Here is an 18,331-nt window from a genome sequence, read left to right on the forward strand (position 1 = left end):
TTTATTCGGCAATTCCGTCAATGGGTTCCAGCTTCAGGTCGGGAAGGTCGTCCAACTGGTTGGCCGGTATGGGCCAATAAGTCTTTTCTGCTGTCCATCCTTTGGGACCGAGTACGGTGGCGGCATCGCCGGTACGCACCAAGTCCACATAACGGGCACACCATTCGCCGCAAAGCTCCATCCGGCGTTCGTCCATCACGTCTTTCAGGGTAACACCGGTTTTGGTGCTCATGCCTGCACGCCGGCGCACTTCGTTGTAGCCTGCGTCTCCATCCTTGCCCAGTCTGACTTTGGCTTCGGAGTTCATCAGCAGCACTTCGGCATAGCGGATGATACGCACATTGTTGTTGGCTCCGTAGGTCGTACGTGGAAGAGTCATCTGATTGTAGGGAAGGTAACCTTTGCCGTTCCAACAGTCGGTCTTGGTGGCCGATGTGGGACCTACCTGCCAACCCTCGCGTGTCTTGCTCAGGGCTTTCAGGAAAGAAGTCTCGGCACGCACACCTTCGCCACGGGCTTCGGCCCATGCCACGAACTCGGGTTCGTAGCCGATGAAGTTCCAGCCGCCTATGGACTTGGCTCCTTCGGCCTGCTTGTAGCTGATGGTGCCATCTGCGTTCACTACTTCAACATACTTCTCTGCCATGTTCGGACCCTGGAAGTTGAACCACTGGTCTACGCCCAGATAATCGCCCGAACCATTGCCGTAGTCCGTCACCTGGCATTCGAACAAAGACTCGTCACACAACTTTCCGGGAATCTTGAACAGTTGGTAGAAGTCATCGTAGAGACGGAATCCGCCATTCTTGATGATGTCGTCGGTCAGAGTCTCCACTTGGGCATAGTCTCCTTTCAGCAGATAGACGCGGGCGGCAAGTGCTTGGGCGGTGAAGGCTGTCACGGCTCCCTTGTGCTCCATCTGGTTGGGACGCATGCGGGGCAGTTTTCCGATGGCATAGTTCAAATCTTCCAGCATATAATTATATACGGCGTCTACGGTAGAACGGCGGAAATCGGTCTGCAGGTTGTCACGGTAGATGACGGTGGGGCCGAAGTTGGTCACCAGGCAGTAGTAGGCCCATGCGCGGATGGTACGCACTTCGCCGCAATAGGATTCGTAGGTCTTGTAGTCTTCGCTTCCTGCTGCAAGGTGTTCGGCATAGCTGTCGAGGCTTTGCAGGGCGGCATTGGTGATGCGGATGATGTCGTAGAAGTTCATCCATACCTGGTTCAGCGCCCAGAAGGAGTTGTTATAGTTGAACTTGCGTCCGAAGGTCACGGCATCGCCCTGGTCGTCGGTACGGCCCGACCACACGTCACCGTCGCGGGTGAACATCAATAGTGCGTTGCACCAGTGCATGCCCTGTGTGCGTACTTTGGAGTAGGCACCCACTACGGGTTGGTACATATTGTTCTTGTTGGTAAAGTCTACGCCTTGTTCGGGAACTTTGTTCTCCGGATCGATTTCTATGAAATCGGTGCAAGCGGTGGCTCCTCCCAGCACCATCATGGCGGGAAGTATATATGCGAATGTTTTCTTTAAGAATTTCATTGTTTTACGTTTTAGGGTTTAGAAATCTATTTGCACTCCGAAAGTATAGGTTGAAGTCAGAGGGTATACTTCGGTATCCCAACCTTCGGCATCCGACACTTCAGGTGTGAAGCTGTTGGCCTTGAAGGTAGTGAAGGGGCGGTCGGCCGTCAATGAGAGGCGGAGTCCCGGCATCACGTAGCTGCCTATCTTCAAGTTCTTGAACGAGTAGCCCAGCGTGATGTTCTGGATGCGGAAGTAATCGGAGCTTTCTACGAAATAGGAAGCGTTGTTACTGTCTGATTTGTTCCAGGTTTTGAGAAGAGCCTTGGCCGACGGATGTTCGTTGGTAGAGCCTGCACCCGTCCAGCGGTTCTCATACTGTGCGCGGTCAAAGTTATAGTAGTCGGCTGCATAGCGCAGGGCACGCTTACGGTTCCACAGTTCGCCGCCTGCTTGTCCGTAGGTAGTGAGGCTGAAGTCGAAGTTCTTATAAGAGAATCCGGCATTGAAGCCATAAGTAAAGCTGGGCACGTATGAGCCCAACACCTGCTTGTCGTTTCCGTCTATCACATGGTCGCCGTTCACGTCCTCGTAGATGAAGTCGCCGGGTTCCAGTCCGTTGGCCACGGCGATGGGGTCGGCAGCACATTGTTCAGGAGTCTGGTAGATGCCGATGACCTTGTAGCCATAGAATGAGTTCATCGTCTCGCCCACCATATTCACGGTCTTTCCGCCTTTGATGATTTTCATGTTTCCTTTTAGGCTTTTCACTTCGTTATGCAGATAAGAGAGATTGACGCCGATGTTGTAATTGAAGTCCTGGCCAATCTTGTCGTTCCAGTTCAAGGAGAGGTCGATACCGGTATTCAGAATCTGTCCGTTGTTGCCGGCCAGCAGCTCGCCACTCATCGGGAGCTTGGGTGAAATCACGGCGTTGTCAGTCAGACGGTAGTACCAGTCGATGTCGGCGTTCAAGCGGTTCTTCAGTGTACTGAAGTTGACGCCCACGTTGGTTTCGTTCACTACTTCCCAACCCAGCCAGCTGAAGTTGGTGGTGTTGATGAATCCGTCGATGGCGGTATTGGGACCGAATACGGACTGTACGTTCTGTATGCTTGCGAAGCCTGCACTGGCAGCAATCTTGTCGTTACCCAGCTTACCCCAGCTGGCACGCAGCTTCATGTAGTCGAAGATATTCTGGTTCTTCATAAACGGTTCTTGGGAGATGACCCATGCGGCACCGATGGAGGGGAAGTAGCCCCATTTGTCGTTGTACTTGGACGAGCCGTCGGCACGGAAGGTGAACATCAACATGTACTTGTCGTTGTAGTTGTAATTCAGTCGGGTGAAATAGGAGAGACCGCGGTATTTCCAGCCGTCGTCTTTCACCGTAGCGCCTTCCTTGTTGCCCAGTGCGATGTATTTCCACACGTCCTCACCTTCGGGCACGTTGGTGGCGGTACCTTCGAGCAGGCGGTATTGCTCTTGACGCATGGATGCACCCAGCATACCGGTAAAGGAGTGTTTGCCCCACTTGTCAGTATAAGTGGCCACGTTGTCCCATATATATTTGTAGTAGTTAGTGTTCTTTTTAGTGAGTTCGGTAACCTCTTTCTTCTGGTTGGTGCCTACATAGTAGGTAGGAGTGAACTCAGAACCGCGAATCATTGAGTAGTCGTAGCTGTAGCTACTGCGTATATTCAGCTTGTCGGGGATGAGGTTGAGCTGTGCATAGAAGTTGGTCAGCACTTGGTAGGTCTCGTTCCGGTTGTCGTAATAGTTGGCAGTGGCTACCGGATTGTTGAAGTTGTTGGTCAGGCCCACCTGCTCGGGCGATGTGTACTTCTTAGGGAACACGGCATCGTCGCGGCGGTCATCATACACCGGGATGATAGACGGTGTGTTGTATGCCTGTTGCCATGCGGCATTCTTGGGAAGCTGCTGCTGCGAGTTGCTGAATACGCCGTTGAAGCCTACTTTCAGCCATTTGCGGGCTTCGTAGTCAAGGGCGGCACGGAAGTTCAAGCGGCGGTAGTAGTTTTCCACGTCCATGATACCGTCTTGTGCCAGATAGCTCATGCCGGCAGAGTAGGTCGCTTTTTCCGTACCACCGGAGATATTCAAGCTGTGATTGGTCATCATGGCTGTGCGCAACAGTTCGTCATACCAGTTGGTATCGGCATTGAATTGCAGGTTTTCCATATTGCCTCCGAATTCGGCTACTGACTTTTCGAAAATCGACCGGTAAGCTTCCGGGTTGGCTTCCAACATCATGGTGGCATACTCGTGAGAGTTACACATCTCCAGCAGGTTGGTGGCTTTCTGAATACCTACATAACCGTTATAGGTAATCTTGGCATCCTGGTTGCGGCTTCCTTTCTTGGTGGTGATGATTACAACACCGTTGGCGGCGCGTACACCGTAGATGGCAGATGCGGATGCGTCTTTCAAGATGGTCATGTCCTGAATGTCGGAATTGTTCAGGAAGTTGATGTTGTCGTAGAACATTCCGTCCACTACATAGAGAGGAGAAGTGTCACCGAAGGAACCCATACCACGGATGGTCACTTTAGGACCTTCGCCCGGCGTTCCCGAATTGATGATGTTAACACCCGGTACCTTTCCCTGCAATGCTGCCATCGGGGAGGAGGTAGGAACATTGATAAGTTCTTTCTCTTTGACAACGTCAATCGGGGCCGTCAGGTCTTTCGCCTTGGCCGAACCGTAACCGATAACAACAACTTCTTCCAGTAGTTGTGCATCTTCACGTAGCTTTACATTAATGACGGATTGTCCCGCAGCGCTTATTTCCTGCGGCAACATGCCCAAATAGTTGAATACGAGAGTTGCGTCTTCGGGGACGCCGTTCAGTACATAGTTACCGTCGAGGTCGGTAGCTGCTCCAATAGTAGAGCCTTTTACTACAACCGTGGCTCCAATAATCGGTTCGTTGTTCTGATCAACAACAGTTCCTTTAACTGTCTTTGTTCCTTGTGCCAAAACTGTCAGTGGCAATGAGAACAAAATCATGAATAGAAGAAATAAAGTTTGCCTTCTCATAAACTAAATTTAAGAGTTAATAATTCTGCCGGCAAAGGAAGTAATTACGGTAAGTAAGGCAAAAAAAAACACTACCACGATAATACGTTTAGGGTAAAAATGGGTACCGTTTTACTACGTTTTCGTGTTACTTGTTTCTAATAATCAGTTTGTTATGATTGAATGATTTGTAGCCGCTTTATTTCAAGTCGATGAGAAAATCCACTAATCCCGTTCCGTCGGGGATATCCAGTTTCTTGCGCAAACGGTAGCGTGCTGCCTCTACTCCCCGGATAGTGAGGTTGGTCATTTGCGCAATGTCTTTCGTAGAAAGATTCAGGCGCAGCAGCGCACAAAAACGGAGGTCGGTAGCGGTAAGACTGGGATAACGTTCGCGCAAATTACGGAAGAATTTCTCATGAATCAGGTCGAAATTGTTCTGGAATACATCCCAAAATTCCTGTGTCTCGATGTTTTCGTTGATGAGCTTCAGCAGAGATTCGAGGTTCTTGCGTCCATATTGCCCTTTCACCAGGGACTCTTGTACGACAGTACGAAGTTTCTCCAGGACCTCGTTCTTGGCAAATACACCCAGTGCCATGCTGGCAAGGTCTTTACTCTTTGCCGACAACTCGGCTTCCAGCAATTGCTGTTGCTGCAGAGTTATCAGATGCTCCTGCTCGCGCATCTTGATGTTCTGCTGCACCTGCTCTGCCTCATACTCCTTCCGTTTCTTTTCCATGGCACGGTTGGCGCGCCACTTGGAGAAAAAGTAGACAAGCGCTGTGAGAACTATGAGATAGAGCGCAAAGGCATAATAGGAGAGGTAGAAAGGGCGGGCTATGGCAAAATGATATTCCACCTCACCGATTTTCTGTCCCAAATCATTATAGGCTTCTGCCTGGAATGTGTATTCTCCGTAATCCAGGCTACCGTAGCGGATTTCGGGCTCTTTCAGGTCCGATGTCAGCGCCATGCCTTGTCCTCCTTGCAGGACATAATGGAAATGTACGGACAATTTATTGTAATGCGGCAGGCTTACTGAGAACAGCAAATCCCGGTAATTGCTTTCCAGTTCGACATTTCCAGACAGAGGCAGGCGTTTCTCCTTTTTATCGGAAGAGGAAGCAGTGACCGAGCTCAGTGAGAGGGCGGACTCCAGAGTAGGACTGAGGCTGTCTGTGTTTTTGCTGTAACTGGCGATTCCGTTGTTCAGATTAAAATAGACAACGTCATTGTCGACGAACACATTGTTGTAGTTCTCTATGCATGGAGAATCAAACAGTTCGATGAGGATGCGCTGCTTCACGATGTACTCTCCTTCTGCGTACTCTACCAGTACGTACTCATGTGAACCGGACAGCCAGAAGCGGTCGTTCGTGACGGATACCACAGAATGAGCATTCCTGATATAGGGCAGAATGGCATTCAGCTTTTGGAAGGGGATAATCTGCCGGGTGATGTCGTCATAGGTATAGAAGCCGTTGGGACTGGAAAAGACGATACGTCCTCGCATTTTCATTACTTGGATAGGGCCGATGATATATTCCGAGCCTAAATGGGAGATGTGCCGTACGCTTTTTACAGCCGACAAGTCATCGCTCAAGACTATTTTATAGACTCCCTGATACATGTGTGAAGCCCAGATGACACCGCTTTGGTCCACCTCCAAGTGCATGACCGGTGCAATGAAGCCGTCTATGACATGCGAAAAGGTCCATTGCCCGTTCTTCTTTTTATAGATACGCAAATTGGCGTAGGATGATTCCAACAGTATCTCTTCGCCATAGAGGGTGCACTTTATCAGACACGTACTGCTGTTGGTATTGCTTATGACGGAAACATTCCCTTTTTCGCCTATTAATAAGGTATGGGCATTGTTGCCTGCAAAGAGTTGCCCGTCAATGTCCTTCACATACCAGTTCTGTCCTTCAGTATGGGGAAGCAGGCGCAGATTCTCGGTAACCTGGTGGTATTCGTACAAGCCCTGGTTGGTGGCCAGATAGAAACAGTCGCCCCGGTGGGCTATGTCGTACACCATGCCCAGTTTGGTTTCATGGTTGGCAGGAGTCAGCAGCATGACGGGTGAGTTGTGGTGGATGTATGCGATGCCGTCGTCCAATGCTGCCCATACGTTGTTGTCTTTGTCACAGAACAAGCCCAGGACTGTGTTGTTGTCCAGACGGTTATCCAGATTGAAGTGCCAGAGGCAATGTCCTTTGCGGTCGATGGCGTATATGCCATTCAAGACTGTACCTATCATGAATATGGAATCATTGGTCATGACGGCGCGGTTCACCCGCTGTTTCTTCAGCTCTGCATCAATGTCTGTTTTCCAGGGGGTGATGTCACCGTTGTAGCGGAACAATCCGTTATTCTCTGTGACCATCAGGAAGCTGTCGTCCCCGTCGGGCAGTAATGCCACTACATTGTCATCGTTCACTTGGCTGCGGGGGAAGAGATGAAGGAAATCCTTGCCGTCGAATTCATAGAAGTCCTCATCAATCATCTGTGTGTAGATATGTCCGTTTTGGGTGTAGAAGTAGAGCGGCTGTTGCTGTCTGTTGCGGAAAGCGTGTACCATCTTCCCGTCGTAGGAGAACCAGGCGCTGAACGACTGGAAGTAGATGCGACCGTCCAGCTCTACAATGTTCCATATCTCGTTGTTCTCCATGGGGAAATTTTTCAGGAATTTGCTCAAAGAATGGTACCGGAGAGTGCCTGCCTCCGAATACTTGAAATAGCCGAATTCCTCGAATGCCCCCACATAGATACGGTCTTCTTTCACATACACCGAACGGACAATATGGTTCCCCGGCACTTTGTGGAGAGTCCAGCGATAACCGTCATATACCAGGAGCCCCTGGCTGTTGCCGAAATACATTTCGCCGTTGCTGCCTTGCGCACATGCCCAGTTCTGATAACCGGCTTCATAGTCTTTGGCAAGATAGTTGGTGACGGCGGGCATGAAGGAAGAAGCCCTGGCCTGGATGAAGAGGATGAACAATAGAAGGCACACTACCCAATACTTGAAAAGCATCGGTCTTATCGTATTTTGTTTCATTTTTTCAGGTTAATCGAAGTGTTTCTTGGAAGCAAAGATACAATAAGTATTCTAAATATTGTGTTTTGATGAGATAAAAAAGGTACTTGAAGCGGTTAGGGAGGATGCTTCTTAATGAATATCCTCCCCTCTTAGTTGTTTGTCTTTTGAAATTTATTATAGGGATTGTGCGGATGATAGGACTCGAACCTACACGCCTCACGGCACCAGATCCTAAGTCTGGCGCGGCTGCCAATTACGCCACATCCGCGGAATAATTCCGATTAGCGGGAGCAAAGATAGAAAGAATTTTCGTTTTGGCAAATTGTTTTGTAGATAAAGTCGTTTTAGAAAGTCACTTTCAGTATTTTTCTTGCTTCCTCAATGATGGTGTCCAAGTCATTGTTCTCATCTTCTTTGCTCATATCCACTTTCTTGTCCGGGTCGATGCCGAACTCGATATGCTGTTTTTGGGCATCGAGGTGCGGGCTGGCAGAAAAGCGTACCCCCCATCCGTTGGGCAGTTCCGAAGAGAATGGCAGGCCCGACCCGCCGCCGGTTTTGTCACCAACCAGGGTGACATTGGGAAAACAGCGCATGGAGTTGACAAAATCATTGGTTGCACTATAGGAATGACGGTTGGTCAGGACAATTACCTTTTTTTGCCAGCGGATACTGTTGGAAGGTTCCACATAAATGGGAGTCGGATCTGAAAAATCGCTATGGCCTTTGCCGGTCTTGTGCTGAATATATCCCGTCAGTACTTTTTCATTCGTGAAGCGTTGTGCCATTCGGGTGGCGTTTGTCAGGTTGCCGCCACCATTGTTGCGCACGTCGATAATCAGGCCGTTACAAGCGGAAAGGTATAACAGAATCTCATCCAGGTTGCCGTTTCCGATGCCGCTGGAGAAATCACCGTAATAGATATATCCTATGTTGTCCTCCAATATGGTATATTTGGCGCCTCCAGCAATGCGGTAGTCTCTTCCCAGGTACTTTTCAATGATACTTTCGTTGAAGTTACGAGGATAATCCAGATACCAGTCCCAGTAGCGCGCCATGTTGGAAGAAGAGTACAAGTTGACATGTCCGTCTTTTAACTCGGCAAGCATGTTACCTAATATTTCAAATAGACCGTCGTTGCTCATTCCCGGGGTAATGAGTGGCTGGTACTTGTCATGGATGGCATCCCAGTCTATTTGCTTGTAGTCCAGGAAGCAGTACTGTTCGTCTATTATTTCCCACAAGGCTTCGAAATTGCCTTGTGGGGTATTGTCGAACTCTTCCTCACGAATACATCCGTTCAATAGGGGCAATAACGTGAGTAGGATACTCCAAATTATTAAAATATATCTTCTTTTCATGCACATTATCCTTATCATCTTATCGTTTATCACCTTGTCACTTTTTACTTTCTCTTGTTAGGAAACAGATAGAGTTCCTTTACGAACCCCACCATGAATACATGCGAGTAAGTATGTGTCTTTATTTCATTTACTTTGGACTGTTGTGCGTCCCATATGTAAGCGAAACGCATCCGGGCACGTCCCACCGGAAAGTCTGCGGTCAGCATTTGTCTCAGAGAGGGCTGGTTGTGCAGGGAGGTGAAGTTCACTACTCCGTCCCAATGTCCTAACGTAAATATCTCGTAGTAGGACTGTCCATAGTTGGGCATGAACATGATACCTGCCAAGGGAAGATTTACCTGATAGCGTAGTGTGATGGGACGGTTCTTGATGCGCAAGTCCCAAATAGCCATTCCCGATGCGGCAAGGTTGATATAGGCACGTGCTTGGGCGGGGTTGTTTCCGTTGCGCAGATTATAGACAAAGCCACCGTTGAAGTCGCCGACTCCTCCGGCAAGCAGTTTGAAATTGCCCGTGATTGGAAAATTATAATGCAGGCCGTAGTTCCAGTTGGCCAGTCCGGAGAATGTATTGTTATTGTCTACTTTGTTGTGTGTATATCCCAAGTCTGCCTGGAAGAAAGTTTGCAGAGACACGTTGCCGTCCATCAACCGTGTCATCCGCATGCTTTCGCGGGAGATACGGAAATCGATTCCCTTATACTCCTGAGGTGAAAGATAAGTGTCGAACACGTTGGTGAAGCCGACACCATACATGGTGGCACGGGTGATAATACGGTTACGGTTGGTGGAGTCAGCCCGTAGCTTCCGGTCGATGCTGCATTGTGCTTCTTGTGCTTTCAGTCCGACACTTCCCAAGAGCAGTCCGCATAGGATTATTATCTTGTATATGTACATATTAAATTATCAATTACAAATTAGTAATCGTTAGCCACTAATACTTCATTTCCGTCCTTCATCAAAAGAGTTTCATCTGTCCTGTCATCTCGTCCAGTATGTCCCCTTCGCTTTTACCGTGGTCGGGGTCCAGAATTTCCGGTTCTTCATCCGTTTCCTGCTCTTCGGTTTTCTGCGAGGGTTCAGGTTGGCGGGTAGGCTCTAATTCGTTGATGGTTTCTATAGTATAGGTGGTCAGGCGCTTACCTTTTGCTTTGAAGCCTTTCACGGCGATGAATTCGTCGGCTTCCACCACCATCGGCTCTCGGAAATTGTCGTGGCCGCCAAACACCACCTCTAAACGCGGGTAGCACTCGTCTGTCAGCAGAATGAGGCTGCTGTTCTTGTTTTCTCCCAAGTAGTTTTGCTTGCGGGCGGTTGCCTCGAAGCAGAAACGCTTGATGTAAGGATAGTTCTGCTGGTCGGCATCGTAGAGTACGGCGGTCCATACTTTGTTCGGATCGTATTTCTCCAATACGCGTATGCCATCGTCATAGTGATTGTTCAAGTCGAAGTTGGTGGCATAGAACTCTCCGCTGTTCTGTACGACAAGGATGGTGTCTTCGCTCTGGAATTCTCCGAGATATTCTCCGCGCCCGTCGTAGTTGAGACGTAGCACATCACGGTCGAACCAGACTTTCCGTCCACCCAGCGTGGAGCCTCCACGTTGTTTCAAGGCTATCTTGTGTACGGGGAGTTTCGTGAGTATATTTCCCATGGCCTGCCGTCCCTTGATATTGATGTTGCTGAAATCCTCCTCGAAGATAATACGGCGTACACGGGGATTGGGTTTCAGGGTTACCTTGATGATTTCAGCTTCTCCATTGGGATTGGCGGTGAAGTAGGTGATACGGGAGTCGGGAGTACCTTGCGTCACATCGTATTCGCGGTCACGCACCACGGAAGTGACGGCAAAACGCTTGATATAGCTTGTCCCCTCCTTGCCGTCACGGTAGCAGACATTGTAGATGGTACGTTTGTCGTTCTTCTTAAAAATGTTGGCATAAAGTATATTCTTGCCCACGAACTTCTTGTCGGCCACCGGTGTGATGATATATTTTCCATCGCGGAAGAAGATAATCACGTCATCTATGGGCGAGCAGTTGCCTATGAATTCGTCTTTCTTCAATCCAGTTCCGATGAACCCCTCTTCGCGGTTGATGTACAGCTTTTCGTTGGCTTCGATGACTTTGGTTGCTTCGATGGTGTCGAAGTTACGCAGTTCCGTGCGGCGGGGGAAGGCTTTGCCGTACTTGTCCTTCAACATACGGAACCAGTCGACGGTATATTCCACGATGTTTGCCAGATGGCAGTCTATCTCCTCTATGTCCTTTCGCATGCGTGCTATCAGTTCCTCTGCCTTGTCGGAGTTGAATTTGAGGATACGTGCCATCTTTATCTCCATCAGCCGGAGGATGTCTTCCTTGGTCACTTCGCGGATAAAAGTCGGGTAGTAGGGAGTCAGGCGCTCATCGATATGTTCGCAGGCGGCATCCATGTTTTTGGCTTGTTCAAACTCCTTATCCTTGTAAATACGTTCTTCAATGAATATCTTTTCGAGTGAAGCGAAATGCAGGCTTTCCAGTATCTCTCCCTTACGGATTTCCAGTTCCTGGCGTAGCAGTGCCAATGTGTTGTCGACTGATTTGCGCAATACATCACTCACGGTGAGGAAGTGGGGCTTTTGGTCGTCGATGACACAGCAGTTGGGAGAGATGCTCACTTCACAGTCGGTGAAGGCATAGAGGGCATCGATGGTCTTGTCGGATGATACACCCGGGGCTAGATGCACTAATATTTCCACACTGCCGGATGTTAGGTCCTCTACCTTACGTATCTTGATTTTTCCTTTTTCGCTGGCCTTTACGATGGAGTCGCATACACTGGCCACCGTTTTCCCGTAAGGAATTTCCTTAATGGCAAGTGTCTTGTTGTCTATCTTTTCTATTTTGGAGCGCACGCGTATCGCACCGCCACGTTCACCGTCGTTGTATTTGGATACATCGATACTGCCTCCCGTCTGGAAGTCGGGGTACAGCTTGAATTCTTCGTTGTGCAGATAGCTGATGGAAGCATCGCACAGCTCATTGAAGTTATGTGGTAATATTTTGGATGACAGGCCTACGGCAATACCTTCCACACCTTGTGCAAGCAGCAGTGGGAATTTTACCGGTAGTGTAACCGGTTCTTTGTTTCGCCCGTCATAAGAGAGTTTCCATTCGGTGGTCTTGGGGTTGAATACCACGTCCAGTGCAAACTTGGAGAGACGTGCTTCGATATAACGGGGGGCAGCGGCGCTGTCACCCGTCAGAATGTTACCCCAGTTTCCCTGGCAATCCACGAGCAAGTCCTTTTGTCCCAGCTGTACCAGAGCATCGCCGATAGAAGCATCACCGTGCGGATGGAACTGCATGGTATGTCCTACGATGTTCGCCACCTTGTTGTAGCGCCCGTCTTCCATGCGGCGCATGGAGTGGAGGATACGCCGCTGTACGGGTTTCAGACCATCCATGATATGGGGTACGGCACGTTCCAATATAACGTATGAGGCGTAGTCCAGAAACCAATTCTGGTACATGCCGCTCAGTTGGTGCTTTATATTGGCATCCTTTGCGTCCGCAGGTTTGTAATCCGAGTGTTCTTCGCTCCCGGCCGGGAGTTCCTTGTCCAAATCATCTTTCGGTGCTTCAAAATCTTCGCTCATATTTGTTCGGGAATTGTCTATTCTATGATATTACTGATTTTTCAGTCGCAGGCAAAAATACAATTTTTGTTCGATAAATGAGAATTTGCGCGGAACTATTGTGCCAAATCCTTCCCATTTTTTAAAACTTCTGCCCGTTAATGGAACCAATCTGTCTCTTTCCCGTTAGCGGAATTATATTGAGGACGTGCTTCCGCCTCTTTGCGGACAGCGATGTTGCTTTTGTCTTTCTTGCCGACAAGTTGGCAAGGTTTTGCCACCACATTGGCAAAGCTTTGCCAAAGGCATGGCAAAACTTTGCCAATATGGTGGCAAAACGCTGGCAAAGTAACTTGCTAGCTTGTTGTGTGTTGGCTCGAATTGTGCAGCGATATCATCACAAGGGTGAAGAGATACTGGGCAGATTCTGCCGACGGATTCATTATTTTGTGAATTTCCATTCGTCAAATAAGAACTTTCCGTTCCCGAATACGAAGTAAATGTCGTGTTTGCCTTTTATCTGTTTGTCCAACGGCTTTGTCAATGTTTGCCACGTATCGGTATCAAAGGTCAAGGTGGATAGGAGCGGACCGTCTGGACTGTCCATGTGTATTTCGATGGAGCCTTTCCCTTTTATCTTCATCTGTATGGCTTGAGGTGATTGCGGGAATTCCGCACCGCGGACACAGATGGCCTGTCCGCTCTTGTTTCCTACGGCAGACATGTTGCCTGTCTGTCCGGTCGGTTCAAAGGCAACGCCGCGTGTGGCGGCTGTGGTCTCGGCCTGTTGCTGCGCAAACGGGTCGAGAGGCTTGATTTGTGAAACGCCCTTGGCTGTGGCTGTGCCCATGTGGATAGTGAGGTCCTTTTCGTCCACCTCTATTTCTTCCACGCAGATACTGCGGACACCCACTTTGAGGTCGCGGCTGTCCTGCAAGCCCAGTGAGTGGTAGAAGAGATAGTACTTCCCTTGAAATTTTACCAGATGTGTATGGTTGTTGCTGTCGGACATGCCATAGTCGCCGGGATTTTTGAAGTAGTTGTCCCGATAGGTCCAGCTGTCTGTCTCAAGTGGCGTGCGACTCGTCATGTAGCTCATGCAGCACCGGCTCGGCTTGTCTATATCCTTGTGGGGCCATGCATCCCGGTTCTTCCAGTTGGTGTTGTAGGTGTAAATCCAAGTGCCGTTCAGATAGTTCAGTTCGTTTGCTTCAAAGTGGTATGGCGCTTTTATTTCAACTATTTCGCTGTCCAGCGTCTTCATGTCATTTGCCAGCCGCACGATGCGTGCGTCTCCGGGAATGTAGTCGTCGCTGTCGCCCCCGCCAAAGGAGAGCCAGCCGATGCCCTTGTCGTCGATGACTACTCCCGGATCGAAGGGAGCTTTACACTTGCCGAGTCCTGGAGTATTACCGTCTACCACACATTTGCCCAATGGGTCTGTCCAGGGCCCCACGGGGGAAGTGGCAGTCAGCATACCTACACCGGAACCGCTGTTGGAGTAGTACAGATAGAAGTGGGTTTTGCCGTCGGCCTCCTTGCGCGAAGCGATGGAAGGTGCCCACGAAGCCATTCCCCAGGGAGCCAGAGCCTTTACATTGATTACTCCGTGATAAGTCCAGTTCACCATGTCGTCAGAAGAGACCATCGTCAGCGAATGGATGTGCTGATAGGTGTTTTTCCCGTTACGGCCCACTACATCATATTGCTGGTGGTCGTTAGTGCCGTACACATAAATGCGGCCGTCGTGCACCACTGCTGTGGGGTCGGCCATGTATTGGAAGTCGAGAAGGGGATTGGCATTGCCGGTAGAGAACTTGGGCGAGAATTCAAAAGATTCTTCCAAAGCGCTGTCTGTAGAAACCGGAATGTTTTCAGAAGAGGCAATGCTGTCTGCCCGGAAGGGGGCTAAGGGGATGCCTTCCGTTGAAAAAAGGTTGCCTTGAGCAGCGTCACTGAAGCAGTAGCGAATGGAAACCGGGCTTTCGATTCCTTTTACCGGGACAATCAGCTTTCCCCCGTCTATCCTGGCCCGGGCCTCTTGCCATTCCTGGCCGGCTGCGGCCATCATCAGCCCCTCTATCCTTTTCCCGTGTACGGCCAGTCCGTTCTTTATGTCTTTGAAAGAGATTGTCACATGGTTGCCTTTGCGGCAGGCGCTTTCAAAGACCGGGCTTTTATAGGGGCCTGCATATATATGGTATGTATCGTCCAGTGCAAGATTGGCGAGACGTTTGCCTACGCTTCTTTTGTCACGTGGATGGATGTCCTGCACATTGTCCACCAAATCTGACACGGTAATCATCTTGACCTTGTCCAGCATTTCGGGCAACATGGCCTGCTGCTCGCGTAGCAGTGCCGGTCCGTTGTCTTTGGAGTGGTATTGGAAGGGGGCTATCTGGACCAGATAGAATGGGAATTCCTTGTTAAATCCGGTACGCCACGAGCCTATCAGCCGCTGCATCACCCGGGCGTAGGAGCTGGCACGGCCTTGGTTGGCTTCTCCCTGATACCAGATGCATCCGGCAATGCCGTAGGGCATCACGGGATAAATCATGCTGTTGTACAACGTGCCTGTTTCAGCCGGAAACCAAGGATTGGATTCATACGGATAGTCGCACAAGACCGGGTCGCTCATTACGCATTCGCGGGGCGTCCATGTCTCGGCGGTGGTTCCGCCCCATGCGGCTACGATGATTCCTACCGGCACGTCCAGCTCTTCCTGGATGTTGCGGCCGAAGAAGTAGGCCAGGGCACTCGTGCTGCGCATCGTTTCGGGCGTGCACTGTGTCCATTGCGAGAAACAGTTTTCTTGAGGGAACGGGGCGGCTATTCTGGCCACGTGAAAAATTCGGAGATTGGGACAATGGGCATTTGCCGTTTCCTCGTCTCCGTTCTTTATGCCGTGGTTGGCGCTCCATTCCATATTGGATTGTCCGCTGCACAGCCAAACTTCGCCTAGCATGACATCGGTCAAGGTTACTTCTGACGAGCCGCTGAAACGAATCTCATAAGGTCCGCCGGCTTCGCCGGAAGGTACACGGGCTGACCATTTCCCCGTATTATTGACTTGGGTTTTGATTATTTCTCCTTTCATCCATTCGGGGGCGATGGAAATTGTTTCTCCCGGAATACCCCATCCCCAGAAAGTAAGTTCTGAGTTACGTTGTAGCACCATATGGTTGGAAAATATGGCAGGGAGTTGTATCGCTGCTTGCAATTTCAGGATGCCGAGCAGCATAAATAAACTTAAAAGGGTAAGATAATGATGATATTTTTTCATACGAGTATTTATTTCCATAATGCAAATTAATAGCTGTTTTTAGAAACCATTACATTTTAACCGTTACTTTTTTCCCATTATAAGCCACTGCCTTTTTTGCGCCATCAGCAGTTACTATGTTGAATTTCCGTTCTTTCAACATACCGGAAAACTCTCCTTTCCGATTTTCAATAGTGAGCATGCGAGTACGGTCATTCCATTTCATCGTAATGGTGCTGTACATTCCTTTTTCATAATTGTAGTTGTCATTCTCGTCTTCGTAAAGTGTGAATTCGCCGTTACAACCGGGATACACTTTTATCTCCAAGTTGTCCCATGATTTTTCGGTGCTATACTGCACTTCGGGACCTATTGGCAGGATGGAACCTGCTTTCACATAAAGTGGTAAAATGTCAATAGGGGTATCTTTCACGATATATTGTCCGCCGGAGTGTTTCTGATTGGTCCAAAAATCATACCATTCCGTATTTTTAGGCAGATATATTCGCATAGACTTAACGGTACTGAAATCTTCTACACGGATGGTGTCCGAAACTGTTTGGGTATACATGGGTTGGGTTACAGGGCATACCAATAGGGATTTGCCAAACATATACTGATTGTGGATGTTCCACACGTTGCGATCGTGGGCAAAATCCATTGCCAAGGCACGCATGAAGCTGGACTGATTGGCAGTTACCTCCCAGGCAGTTGTGTAGATGTATGGTAACAAACTGTAGCGTAACCGAATGTATTTCTCAATCGCATCGTATATTGGCTCGCCTTTTTTGCCGAATTGATAGATTTCTCTGGGAGCACCTTCCCCATGTGATCGCATCATGGGACAGAATGTACCGAACTGTATCCAACGGGCATAAAGCTCGCGATAATCCGGGTCATCCAGCATCAAGGGATATTGCCATAGGAAGAATCCGCCGATATCGCTGTTCCAATGGGGAATGCCGCATAGTGAGAAGTTTAATCCCGCAGGTATTTGCTTCTCCAAAACTTCCCATGATGCTGTGATATCTCCTGTCCATGTATTGGCACCATAACGTTGCTGGCCGGCAAAGGCTGAGCGGGTAAGGATAAATACGCGTTTATCCGAAGTTACGGCACGCTGGTGGTCGTACACTCCACCTACACTCATTAAAGGGTAGGCATTGCGTACTTTACGGAATGACCCCAAATAGGTGGGCGTGTCAAAATCTTCAGGAATGGGGTGAAAATGGTCGGGTTCGGTAGAGTCCATCCACCAGCCGTCTATACCCACAGAACGTAGGTTCTCGTTCAGGTACTTCCAATAGATGTCGCGTGCTTGCGGATGGTAGGCATCGTACACGCGGGCACCGGATGGATAGTCCATATTGGGAGGCCACTTCTCGGAACCGGATTCGGGCCATGTGCGGAAGTTGAAGAGCATGTTCCCTTTATCCAACTCGTGATAGGGTTTGGTATGTGGTCCGAAAGCTGACCAAATGGAGATGATAATGTGGGCATTCATTCCGTGTATGTCTTCCATCATTTTTTTGGGGTCGGAGAATTCTTCGTTCAAAAAATCCATTGCGTTCCACAGGTAGTTGCTTCCCCAGTATCTCCAATCCTGGATAATTCCATCGAGGGGCACACCCAGTTCGCGGTATTTTTGCACTACGCCAACAATCTCTTTTTGGCTTTTGTAGCGTTCACGGCTTTGCCAGAATCCATATGTCCATAATGGAAACATGGGCACTTGTCCTGTGAGGTAGCGCATCTGGGCAACTACTCCATCGGCATTTTCGCCGTACATGAAATAGTAGTCAATGCAGTCGCCGACTTCAGAAAGGAAGGATGTCTCTTCTTGATTGTCTTTGAAGATGGTTGGCGAATAGTTGTCCCAAAAGAGACCGTAGCCTTTGACGGACTGGAAGAAGGGAATCACATCCTCAAGATTGTCTTGGATAAGGCGTTTGGTCTGGTTACGTTGCGACATTTTGCCGTTTTGCAATTGTCCCAATCCATAAATAGCTTCGTCTTTCTCTAAGGTGAACGATTGATAAACGCTGAAGGTTTTTGTGCCGGCATCGTTGAAATCATCAAAACGTGCGCCTTTATTTTGTTCCTGCAACAGCGATTTTCCATCGGAAGAGGCAAAAGTTATTTGTCCGGTCTCTTCGTTGAGATGGACTGTAAGCTGATGGCTTTTGATAGTCAATATGCCCCCTTTCGAAGAGACGGATAGTTTTACTTTTTCCGGTTGCCCGATGACCGACAAACTTTCTTTGGTATACTTCCAGCCGTCAGGCGATTTTAAGATTCTCACTGTGACAGGAGAGAAGAAGCTAATATCTATATTTATACCTTGCACAGTGCTTTTTATGCCTTGTGAGGTGCGTTGGTAGGTTTGTGCTCTGCCTTGTTCTGCTATGAAAAATGTCAGCATCAGCAGGACAAATAGTCTTAAAAAAAATCCCTTTTTCATACAATAT

General features: G+C 49.1%; 9 protein-coding genes and 1 tRNA gene. All 10 read right to left on the reverse strand.

Annotated features, from left to right (window positions below; all coding sequences use genetic code 11):
- Position 1: 1 nt before the first annotated feature.
- Positions 2 to 1,552 (reverse strand): RagB/SusD family nutrient uptake outer membrane protein, encoded by a 1,551-nt coding sequence (locus tag DXD78_RS08450; RefSeq protein WP_034529274.1) that lies wholly within the window; start codon positions 1,550 to 1,552, stop codon positions 2 to 4.
- An 18-nt stretch (positions 1,553 to 1,570) separates the two neighbouring features.
- The gene (locus DXD78_RS08455; RefSeq protein ID WP_005830322.1) at positions 1,571 to 4,594 is read right to left on the reverse strand and encodes a TonB-dependent receptor; all 3,024 of its coding nucleotides are present in this window, start codon (positions 4,592 to 4,594) and stop codon (positions 1,571 to 1,573) included.
- A 178-nt stretch (positions 4,595 to 4,772) separates the two neighbouring features.
- Positions 4,773 to 7,637 (reverse strand): hypothetical protein, encoded by a 2,865-nt coding sequence (locus DXD78_RS08460; RefSeq protein WP_005830320.1) that lies wholly within the window; start codon positions 7,635 to 7,637, stop codon positions 4,773 to 4,775.
- Positions 7,638 to 7,805: 168 nt separating this feature from the next.
- A tRNA-Leu gene (locus tag DXD78_RS08465) sits at positions 7,806 to 7,887 on the reverse strand.
- 76 nt (positions 7,888 to 7,963) lie between these two features.
- Complete coding sequence (locus DXD78_RS08470) at positions 7,964 to 8,980, reverse strand: S41 family peptidase (RefSeq protein ID WP_085939557.1); 1,017 nt, start codon at positions 8,978 to 8,980, stop codon at positions 7,964 to 7,966.
- A 44-nt stretch (positions 8,981 to 9,024) separates the two neighbouring features.
- A complete protein-coding gene (locus DXD78_RS08475; protein ID WP_005830316.1) occupies positions 9,025 to 9,879 on the reverse strand; it encodes a DUF3316 domain-containing protein in 855 nt (284 codons plus the stop codon).
- A 61-nt stretch (positions 9,880 to 9,940) separates the two neighbouring features.
- Positions 9,941 to 12,622: a DNA gyrase/topoisomerase IV subunit A gene (locus tag DXD78_RS08480; RefSeq protein WP_009037727.1), complete on the reverse strand. Its 2,682-nt coding sequence runs from the start codon at positions 12,620 to 12,622 to the stop codon at positions 9,941 to 9,943.
- Between the two features lie 137 nt (positions 12,623 to 12,759).
- The gene (locus tag DXD78_RS21440) at positions 12,760 to 12,885 is read right to left on the reverse strand and encodes a hypothetical protein (RefSeq protein ID WP_255342453.1); all 126 of its coding nucleotides are present in this window, start codon (positions 12,883 to 12,885) and stop codon (positions 12,760 to 12,762) included.
- A 158-nt stretch (positions 12,886 to 13,043) separates the two neighbouring features.
- Positions 13,044 to 15,884, reverse strand: coding sequence for a family 43 glycosylhydrolase (locus tag DXD78_RS08490; RefSeq protein ID WP_016272467.1), 2,841 nt, complete (start codon positions 15,882 to 15,884; stop codon positions 13,044 to 13,046).
- Between the two features lie 49 nt (positions 15,885 to 15,933).
- Complete coding sequence (locus DXD78_RS08495) at positions 15,934 to 18,324, reverse strand: TIM-barrel domain-containing protein (protein ID WP_009037730.1); 2,391 nt, start codon at positions 18,322 to 18,324, stop codon at positions 15,934 to 15,936.
- Positions 18,325 to 18,331: the final 7 nt, after the last annotated feature.

The organism is Bacteroides sp. D20 (assembly GCF_003436255.1).
Lineage (GTDB): Bacteria > Bacteroidota > Bacteroidia > Bacteroidales > Bacteroidaceae > Bacteroides > Bacteroides uniformis.

Coding starts and splice junctions, on each gene's coding strand:
- DXD78_RS08450 (WP_034529274.1), bottom strand. CDS start 1,552: ATGAAATTCTTAAAGAAAACATTCGCATATATACTTCCCGCCATGATG.
- DXD78_RS08455 (WP_005830322.1), bottom strand. CDS start 4,594: ATGAGAAGGCAAACTTTATTTCTTCTATTCATGATTTTGTTCTCATTG.
- DXD78_RS08460 (WP_005830320.1), bottom strand. CDS start 7,637: ATGAAACAAAATACGATAAGACCGATGCTTTTCAAGTATTGGGTAGTG.
- DXD78_RS08470 (WP_085939557.1), bottom strand. CDS start 8,980: ATGAAAAGAAGATATATTTTAATAATTTGGAGTATCCTACTCACGTTA.
- DXD78_RS08475 (WP_005830316.1), bottom strand. CDS start 9,879: ATGTACATATACAAGATAATAATCCTATGCGGACTGCTCTTGGGAAGT.
- DXD78_RS08480 (WP_009037727.1), bottom strand. CDS start 12,622: ATGAGCGAAGATTTTGAAGCACCGAAAGATGATTTGGACAAGGAACTC.
- DXD78_RS08490 (WP_016272467.1), bottom strand. CDS start 15,884: ATGAAAAAATATCATCATTATCTTACCCTTTTAAGTTTATTTATGCTG.
- DXD78_RS08495 (WP_009037730.1), bottom strand. CDS start 18,324: ATGAAAAAGGGATTTTTTTTAAGACTATTTGTCCTGCTGATGCTGACA.